This is a genomic window from Enterobacter cloacae complex sp.6700776, assembly GCF_048284255.1.
Lineage (GTDB): Bacteria > Pseudomonadota > Gammaproteobacteria > Enterobacterales > Enterobacteriaceae > Enterobacter > Enterobacter intestinihominis.
In genome coordinates this window covers 85,185-92,881 of record NZ_JBLVYK010000017.1, presented here as the reverse complement: position 1 = coordinate 92,881, position 7,697 = coordinate 85,185, and the positions used below count along the sequence as shown (strand labels likewise).

8 protein-coding genes are annotated in these 7,697 nt (G+C 52.6%); 1 reads left to right on the top strand and 7 read right to left on the bottom strand.

The features are described 5' to 3' along the window. Positions 1-230 precede the first annotated feature (230 nt). Both ACNQ0T_RS19245 and ACNQ0T_RS19240 read right to left on the bottom strand, forming a co-directional pair. Positions 231-1,043, bottom strand: coding sequence for a Cof-type HAD-IIB family hydrolase (locus ACNQ0T_RS19245; protein WP_022647558.1), 813 nt, complete (start codon positions 1,041-1,043; stop codon positions 231-233). After that, entirely contained in the window at positions 1,033-2,247 is a 1,215-nt protein-coding gene (locus tag ACNQ0T_RS19240; RefSeq protein ID WP_275062383.1) for an MFS transporter, read from the bottom strand. Before ACNQ0T_RS19240 ends, ACNQ0T_RS19245 begins: the two co-directional genes overlap by 11 nt. 82 nt (positions 2,248-2,329) lie before the next feature. Here ACNQ0T_RS19240 and ACNQ0T_RS19235 point away from each other — a divergent pair, with 82 nt between their 5' ends. After that, positions 2,330-2,881 carry a TetR/AcrR family transcriptional regulator gene (locus ACNQ0T_RS19235; protein ID WP_126290699.1) on the top strand — a complete coding sequence of 184 codons (552 nt, stop codon included), beginning with the start codon at positions 2,330-2,332 and terminating at the stop codon, positions 2,879-2,881. Positions 2,882-2,908: 27 nt separating this feature from the next. Here ACNQ0T_RS19235 and arsC read toward each other — a convergent pair whose 3' ends face one another. The 5 genes from arsC to ACNQ0T_RS19210 form a co-directional block, all read right to left on the bottom strand. After that, positions 2,909-3,334, bottom strand: coding sequence for a glutaredoxin-dependent arsenate reductase (gene arsC / locus ACNQ0T_RS19230; RefSeq protein WP_023299678.1), 426 nt, complete (start codon positions 3,332-3,334; stop codon positions 2,909-2,911). Between the two features lie 12 nt (positions 3,335-3,346). Beyond that, the gene (locus tag ACNQ0T_RS19225) at positions 3,347-4,636 is read right to left on the bottom strand and encodes an arsenic transporter (protein ID WP_023299679.1); all 1,290 of its coding nucleotides are present in this window, start codon (positions 4,634-4,636) and stop codon (positions 3,347-3,349) included. Between the two features lie 40 nt (positions 4,637-4,676). After that, positions 4,677-4,997: a metalloregulator ArsR/SmtB family transcription factor gene (locus ACNQ0T_RS19220; RefSeq protein ID WP_108367334.1), complete on the bottom strand. Its 321-nt coding sequence runs from the start codon at positions 4,995-4,997 to the stop codon at positions 4,677-4,679. Positions 4,998-5,916: 919 nt separating this feature from the next. After that, positions 5,917-6,606, bottom strand: a complete 690-nt coding sequence (locus ACNQ0T_RS19215; protein ID WP_241213042.1) for a hypothetical protein — start codon at positions 6,604-6,606, stop codon at positions 5,917-5,919. Positions 6,607-6,653: 47 nt separating this feature from the next. Continuing rightward, a complete protein-coding gene (locus ACNQ0T_RS19210) occupies positions 6,654-7,679 on the bottom strand; it encodes a tyrosine-type recombinase/integrase (protein WP_108367335.1) in 1,026 nt (341 codons plus the stop codon). Between the last annotated feature and the right edge of the window lie 18 nt (positions 7,680-7,697).

The following is a 7,697-nucleotide window of genomic DNA, read 5'->3' as shown; positions in this document are numbered from 1 at the left end:
CGGGTCGCCAGGGTGGTGGCGACTGAGCCACCCTGGCACGTTCACCGGTCATGTCGTTACAGAGTAGCAAGGAACATAAAGTGAACGGAATGACCACCAGAGCCGTATGTTCCCCCTCACCCCAGCCCTCTCCCTCAAGGGAGAGGGGGCCATCTGTGCAGGCATTATTTTGTGGGGAACCCTCAGCCCTGTGGGAGAGGGTTAGGGTGAAGGCACCAGAGCGCACGGAATCAATTAAACGGCGCCTTCCCCTCCAGCACCATATCAATCACGTCCAGCACCCCTTCGTCATTATTGTTCGGCGCTTCATAGCGGGCCACAGCTTTTATATGCGGTCTGGCGTTGGCCATCGCGAAGCCAAACCCAGCCTGGCGCAGCATCTCCACGTCGTTACCGCTGTCGCCAAAGGCCACCACTTCACTGTCCTCAATGCCCCAGCGCGCTTGCAGGATCCGCAGGCCGTTAGCTTTGTGCACGCCAGGGATTATCAGGTCGATACTGCCGTGACCCGTGGTCACCGGCACCATGATGTCGCCAAGCTTCTCATGCAGCAGCGCCTGAATGCGCGGTATTTCGTCGTCAGAGACGTTAAGCCCGAACTTGAAGAAAATATCGTTGAGGTTGTCAAAGCTGCTGACGCTTTCAAGGCGGTGATAGTATTTCGCCGCAATCTCTTTGAAGAGGTCGTTATACGTTTTCAGCGTGTAGGCGCTGTTTTTTCCGCAGGCAATTATCTCAATGCCGGGCACGTCGTTTAACAGGGTGGCGACGGTCAGAAAATGCTCTTTCGACAGTTCGCCGTTAAACACGTCTTCGCCCGCATCCACCACCCAGCCGCCGTTTTCGGCGACGAAGGCGATTTCATGGGCGATCTCGGGGAAAAATGAGATCAACTGGTAGTACTGGTTTCCGCTGGCGACCACAAAACGGATGCCTTGCGCTTTCATGCGCGCGTACTGCGCCAGAAAACGCGCGCGATTATAGGTTTTCGCATCGCTCAGGAAGGAGCCATCCATGTCGACTGCAATCAGTTTAACGCTCATATCCCTTCTCCATTGTCGTTTGTTCTGCTTCCGGTTTTGCCACCGCACGCGCCACCAGGGCGGCAATAATCACTAACCCTAACACCACCAGCATGGCGCTGCGCAACCCGTAGTGCTCACCGAGGAATCCAAGCAGCGGCGGCCCCACCAGGAAAGCGAGGTAGCCCGTGGTCGCCACAACGCTCACGCGCGTCGGCGCATCGGGACCGGTATCGCTGGCAGCGGAAATGGTCAGCGGGAAGCCAAGGGAGGCGCCCAGCCCCCACAGGATCACCGACACACCGGCAATCCAGTCCACATCCACAAAGATGATCATCGCGATGCCCAGCCCACCCAGCAGGGCGCTGGCACGGACGACCGCCACGCGGCTGTAACGGTCGATAAACCAGCCGCCGGTAAAGCGTCCGACGGTCATGCCGAGCGTAAATCCAGCGTAGATCAGCGAGCCGGAGGTGGGGCTAAATCCGTGCCCGTCCACCATCAGCAACGGTAGCCAGTCGTTGGCGGAGCCTTCAGCAAATGCCATCGCCAGCACCACCACGCCAATCAGCATTAGCTGGAAATCACGATAGAAGGGCAACCCTTTTGCCGCAGACTTCTGTTCGTCCGAGGCGTGTTGTCCTGTGCCTGCGGGAATAGCCCTGATGCCGGTGAGGATCGGGATAATACAGACCAGCGCCGCCAGCAAAATGTGCACATTGGCCGCAATGCCCAGCGCCGTCAGCGCCATCCCAACGCCCGCGCCCGCCAGCGTGCCGAGACTGTAAAAGCCATGCATCATGGGCAGCACCGTTTTGTTCATCGCCTGTTCGACGGCGGCCCCCTCGACGTTAATGGCCACTTCAGCCGCACCAAAGCTGCCGCCAAATACCATCAGCCCAAGGGCAAACATCAGCGGCGAGGCGAACCACAGCGCCACGCTCAGACCGAACATTCCCACCACGGCGCAGCACATGGTGGTGCGGATCACCGTGCGCGTGCCAAAGCGCTTCACCAGCCAGGCCGAGCAGAGGATGCCGCTCATCGAGCCAATCGACAGGCCAAACAGCACGATCCCCATCTCCGCCGTCGAGACGGATAGCGTATCGCGGATTGCCGGGGTGCGCGTTGCCCAGGAAGCCATCAGCAGCCCGGGGATGAAGAAGAACATAAACAGCGCCCACATGCGCAGATGCAGGGCTTTGCGAGGAGAAGTTAGCGTCATTGGGATCAGCACCAGAAGTACAACAATAGCGACAACACTAGCAACTTTGTGTACATTTGTACATAAACCGGATGAGGATTTTATGAGCAGACCACCAAACGACCCTAACCGCCGCGAGAAGATACTCCAGGCGACGCTGGACACCATTGCTGAGCACGGTATTCATGCCGTCACGCACCGCAAAATTGCCACCTGCGCAGGCGTACCGCTGGGGTCGATGACCTACTATTTCGACGGGATGGAGTCGCTTCTGGAGGAGGCGTTCACGTGGTTTACGCAGCAGATGTCTCAGCAGTACCGGGATTTCTTCGCGGGGGTGGCCGGGCGGGAGAGGGCGTGCGAGGCCATTACCACGCTGATCCACAGTTCAGCCGTGACCACGCCACACAATATGGCGCTGATGTATCAGCTGTACGCTTTTATGCACCGCAGCGCCGCGCTGAAAACGGTGATGCAGGACTGGATGAAGATGAGCCAGACTACGCTTGAGCAGTGGTTTGATCCGGCCACCGCCCGTGCGCTGGATGCGTTTATCGAGGGGATGACGCTGCATTTTGTAACCGACCGGTCGCCGTTAACCCGGGAGGAGATCCGGGCGATGGTGGGGCGGATTGCAGGCGAGGATACCGTCTGATAGCGCTCGCCCCGGCTACGCCTGATGTCAGGAGATTTTTTTCCCGCTGGCGTCAACGACGACTTCGCCATCTTCCTTCGTAAATGCCCCTTTTTGCGCGTCCGGAAGGATGTCGAGAACGACTTCAGAAGGGCGGCACAGGCGGGTACCCAGCGGCGTCACCACAATCGGACGGTTAATCAGAATGGGGTATAGCAGCATGAAATCAATAAGCTGGTCATCGGTGAAATTTCCCCCGGCAAGGCCCAGTTGCTCGTAAGGCTCGACGTTTTTGCGCAGCAGATCGCACACGGGAATCCCCATGTCTGCAATCAGCCTGGTCAGTTCATCACGCGACGGTGGGTTCTCAAGATAGAGAATAATTTCGGGTTCCGTACCGCTGTTGCGGATCATCTCCAGCGTATTGCGCGACGTGCCGCAGGCCGGGTTGTGGTAGATAGTGATGTTGCTCATATCCGTTACTCATTACAGTGTGAAGGAGAGACGTAGCGCCAGCGCGGCGAGCGTCACAAACAGAACTGGCAGCGTCATTATGATGCCCGTCCTGAAATAGTAGCCCCAGGTAATGGTCATGTTTTTCTGTGCCAGCACATGAAGCCATAGCAGGGTAGCCAGGCTACCGATGGGGGTGATTTTCGGCCCCAGATCGCAGCCAATCACGTTAGCGTAAATCATCGCCTCCTTAATCAAGCCTGTTGCCGCACTACCCTCAATGGAGAGCGCGCCGATCAATACCGTTGGCATATTGTTCATTATGGATGACAGAAAGGCGGTGATAAATCCGGTTCCCAGCGTAGTGGCCCAGAGTCCGTGTCCGGCTAAGCGATCAAGAACGCCTGAAAGAGACTCCGTCAGCCCGGCATTACGCAGGCCATACACCACCAGATACATCCCCAGCGAAAAGATAACGATCTGCCAGGGTGCGCCGCGCAGCACTTTCCCGGTGTTAATGGCGTGCCCGCGTTTAGCAACGGCAAACAAAATCAGCGCACCAGTTGTTGCGATAGCGCTGACCGGGATACCCAGAGGTTCAAGCACAAAGAAACCGACGAGCAGTAGCAGCAGCACGATCCAGCCCGTTCTGAACGTCGGCAGGTCATGAATGGCCCGTGCGGGCTCGCGGAGTTTTGCCAGGTCATATTCCGGCGGTATTTCCTTGCGGAAGAACAGATGCAGCATCACCAGCGTCGCGGCAATTGCGGCGATATCAACCGGGATCATCACCGAGGCGTATTCGCTAAAGCCCAGCTTAAAGAAGTCCGCTGAGACGATGTTGACCAGGTTGGAGACAATCAGCGGCAGGCTGGCGGTATCGGCGATAAATCCCGCCGCCATCACGAACGCCAGCGTGGCCTGCTTGCTGAACCCCAGCGCCAGCAGCATGGCGATAACGATAGGCGTCAGGATCAATGCCGCACCGTCATTGGCGAACAGCGCCGCCACGGCCGCACCCAGCAGCACGATCCAGGTAAACAGCAACCGCCCGCGGCCGTTTCCCCAGCGAGCAACGTGCAGCGCCGCCCACTCGAAAAAACCGGACTCATCCAGCAACAAACTGATAACAATTACCGCGATAAACGTGGCCGTCGCATTCCAGACGATGTTCCAGACCACCGGAATGTCGTTAACGTGGATCACACCGCTCGCCAGCGCCAGCGCGGCGCCAATGGTGGCACTCCAGCCGATACTGAGCCCTTTGGGCTGCCAGATCACCAGTACCAGCGTAAACAGAAAAATAGCCCCTGCCAGAAACATCTTTTACTCCGTTATATCTGTTTTTGTGAATGTGTTGTGGTCAGCACGAGCCCGGGAAGCGGTTTTTCAGCTTCATACGTGTCTCTTCTCGCAGGCAGTTCCAGCTGTTATCGATAACGGTTGCCGCCCACGCGGGCATGTTGGGAGAGAGACGGTAGTAGATCCACTTACCCTCGCGACGGTCGATGGCCAGCCCGGCCTCGCGCAGTAAGGCCATATGGCGGGAGACTTTCGGCTGCGGCTCGTTGGTAGCGGAGCAGAGATCGCAGACGCACAGCTCGCCCGCCTCACGCAGAAGCATGACGATGGAGAGCCGCGTTTCGTCGGAGAGGGTTTTGAAGAGCTGGAGCGGGTGAAGCATCTGGCGATCCTGCGTGGTTTTTGTCATATACACTAAATCATATGTGTTTGTGGCGAGTGAGGGAAGGGCAATAAGGGCAAATAAATGTCCTCAGTGAAGTACCATTACGTTGAGCCGTCGTCTTTGAGCCACAGACAGGGCGGGATTAGAAGATTAATGATTCCTGGTTTTGTTGAATATCTTCAATGTTATGAGACAGACGATCGTTGCAGATGTTAACAGAATTAAAATATCAATATTTGTATATGTTTCGTACATTGTCTCCGCATTAATATCACCATAGATAAATCCGCAAATAGCAGTTGCAACGTCGTGGTTAATATAAGCTGTTGAAGGACCCAGCATACGTCCTGCCAGAAAGCTAATTAACACAAACCAGACGGCCTTAAGTAGTCTTGAGCCCCATTTACGGGCAAGGGTAGTGATATCCACCGTCAATAACCTCAATACTATTGCACGCGATATGTGAACGCATACATGGGACCTAAATAAATTCCGGTTTCAGAAGAGCGATTCCTAAATTGGAGTGGTGAGCGAGCTTTATGTAGACTTCTGCCGCTATCCCCGGATGAAGCCTTCATTCCTTTTCCTGTCATCAGGTGGATTAATTCGTTCCAGCTTATGCCAGCTGCCTGTATCGAAGTTCAAACCCGATCATATCTACGCTCAATCGTTGTTCTTTTAAGATATTGACCAGGCAAAATTTAACCGCGCAAGAAAATCAGCTATACCGCCATGGAAAATAAGGTAGTGTTATAAGTAATTGATAGGGAAGGGTATTAATTTCAGGAAACAAAAAACCTATTTATGTAAACGGGTTAGTAAAAACAATGACTTGTAACATATTCAATAAGTTAGGTTGGTGATGAAATGTGGCGATTAGGGGGTAATGCCAACCGCTGTCGCCACTTTGTCGCCACTATTGAAAGAGACTCTTAGTTTGACGAGGGGGGGTAATCACGGCTTCTATCTCTTTGATATATTCTTCAAATACTTTGAGAAATGTCAGTAAGACATCACCTTTGAATAGTACTTGCTCTTCATCTTTTTCAAGCAGAGCTGGATATTTTTTGATTAGATCATCTATTTCTTTAATCGGTTGGTTGTCGTTTGTGACAAAGCGGGCATCGTTATGGGCGCAGCTATTCCTAAGTTTTATTATTTTTTTTAGTTCAGGATAATTTGTAGATGATGTTAGGCCTACTATTTTTTTCAAGAATAGGTCTATTCTTTCAAAGCCAGAACCCTTTAAATCAGATAATTTAACATTCGTTTGTTTTTCCTTGGAGTAAATATTACAGAAATTTTCCATTTCGTGTTCTAATAAACCAAATATAGTCAGGAAGGCTGATCGCCGCATTATGCTTGGGTAACGTATTTTGAAAGTTTTATCGAGGTCGAAAGACTGATCATCGATACCCATGTAGTGGTTTAATGTGATGTAAATGTTATCTTCTGGATGTTCTTCTATGACAAAGGTATCTGGCCCATCTTTTTTGTATTTATCTATATTTTCGCTAATTGCGGCTTCTGTCTGATATATGAATCCACGCAATAGGCTAATATTAAAGCTAAAATCATGAATTGGCGTAGGTATTGGGATCTGCATGAATATGTCCTTAAGCTAGTTATTAGGTATCTACTACTATATTTATTCTACATGACTTGATTTGGCATTGTCGCGAGGGGATTGAAACGAAGTGCTGTTTCTAGGTGGTCTGGGGCTAAATGAGCATAGCGCATCGTCATTTTGATATCATGGTGGCCTAGAATTTTCTGAAGGGCAAGGATGTTCCCGCCTGACATCATAAAGTGTGCTGCGAACGTATGACGCAGAACGTGAGTGAGCTGTCCGCGCGGAAGCACGATGGAGGTTTTTTCCATCACCGACAAAAACTGGAAATAGCAGTCCGTGAAGAACTTGAACCCCTCCAGGGCAGTGATGTCTTCATATAGCTCTTTGCTGATCGGAATGCTACGGTTCTTTTTACCTTTGGTCCTGACAAACGTGATTCGGTACTTTGTGACCTGAGAGCGTGTGAGGTTTACCGCTTCGCGCCAGCGTGCTCCGGTGCTTAGGCAGATTTTGACAACTAAAGCGAGAAGGGCACTTTGACGATGGCAGTCGTCCAGGAGTTCTGTAATTTGCTCATGTGTCAGCCAGGCCATCTCTTTTTCGGCGATGGTGAATTTGCGCATGTTCTCCAGTGGGTTCGGTGCGCTCCATTCTCCAAGCCGGGCCAGCTCGCTAAACACTCCACTCAGATAACTTTGTTCCAGATTGATTGTTAATGGGCTGGCTCCATTCTTCCATTTCTCACTGAAATAGATTTCTCCGGTCAGACGTTTGTCGCGGTAGTGTGCAAACATTTTAGATGTGAGGTCTGTCGCAGGAGGATTTCCGAGGGCATCAACCATCAGGATCAGCTTGTCATAAACGTGCTCACCAGCGGTCAGGGATTTGCCGTGCAGTTTGAACCAAAGTTCTACGACGTCTTTGAGTGTCCGGCGATCAACTGACTCACCCAACCACGGCTTGGCTTCTGTTTCATCCATTGTGTGGCGTTCAAAAGCCATTGCCTCGCCTTTGGTCGCAAACTGCTTACGCACCCGTCGCCCGCTACGCCCGGCGGGGTAGCATTCGCAAATCCATTTTCCTGTGTCGAGTTTTCGTACTGCCATAAAAAATGCCCTCCATTT

Excerpts from the sequence above, each read along its gene's own strand:
- ACNQ0T_RS19245 (WP_022647558.1), bottom strand. The coding sequence starts at position 1,043 with ATGAGCGTTAAACTGATTGCAGTCGACATGGATGGCTCCTTCCTGAGC.
- ACNQ0T_RS19240 (WP_275062383.1), bottom strand. The coding sequence starts at position 2,247 with ATGACGCTAACTTCTCCTCGCAAAGCCCTGCATCTGCGCATGTGGGCG.
- ACNQ0T_RS19235 (WP_126290699.1), top strand. The coding sequence starts at position 2,330 with ATGAGCAGACCACCAAACGACCCTAACCGCCGCGAGAAGATACTCCAG.
- arsC (WP_023299678.1), bottom strand. The coding sequence starts at position 3,334 with ATGAGCAACATCACTATCTACCACAACCCGGCCTGCGGCACGTCGCGC.
- ACNQ0T_RS19225 (WP_023299679.1), bottom strand. The coding sequence starts at position 4,636 with ATGTTTCTGGCAGGGGCTATTTTTCTGTTTACGCTGGTACTGGTGATC.
- ACNQ0T_RS19220 (WP_108367334.1), bottom strand. The coding sequence starts at position 4,997 with ATGCTTCACCCGCTCCAGCTCTTCAAAACCCTCTCCGACGAAACGCGG.
- ACNQ0T_RS19215 (WP_241213042.1), bottom strand. The coding sequence starts at position 6,606 with ATGCAGATCCCAATACCTACGCCAATTCATGATTTTAGCTTTAATATT.
- ACNQ0T_RS19210 (WP_108367335.1), bottom strand. The coding sequence starts at position 7,679 with ATGGCAGTACGAAAACTCGACACAGGAAAATGGATTTGCGAATGCTAC.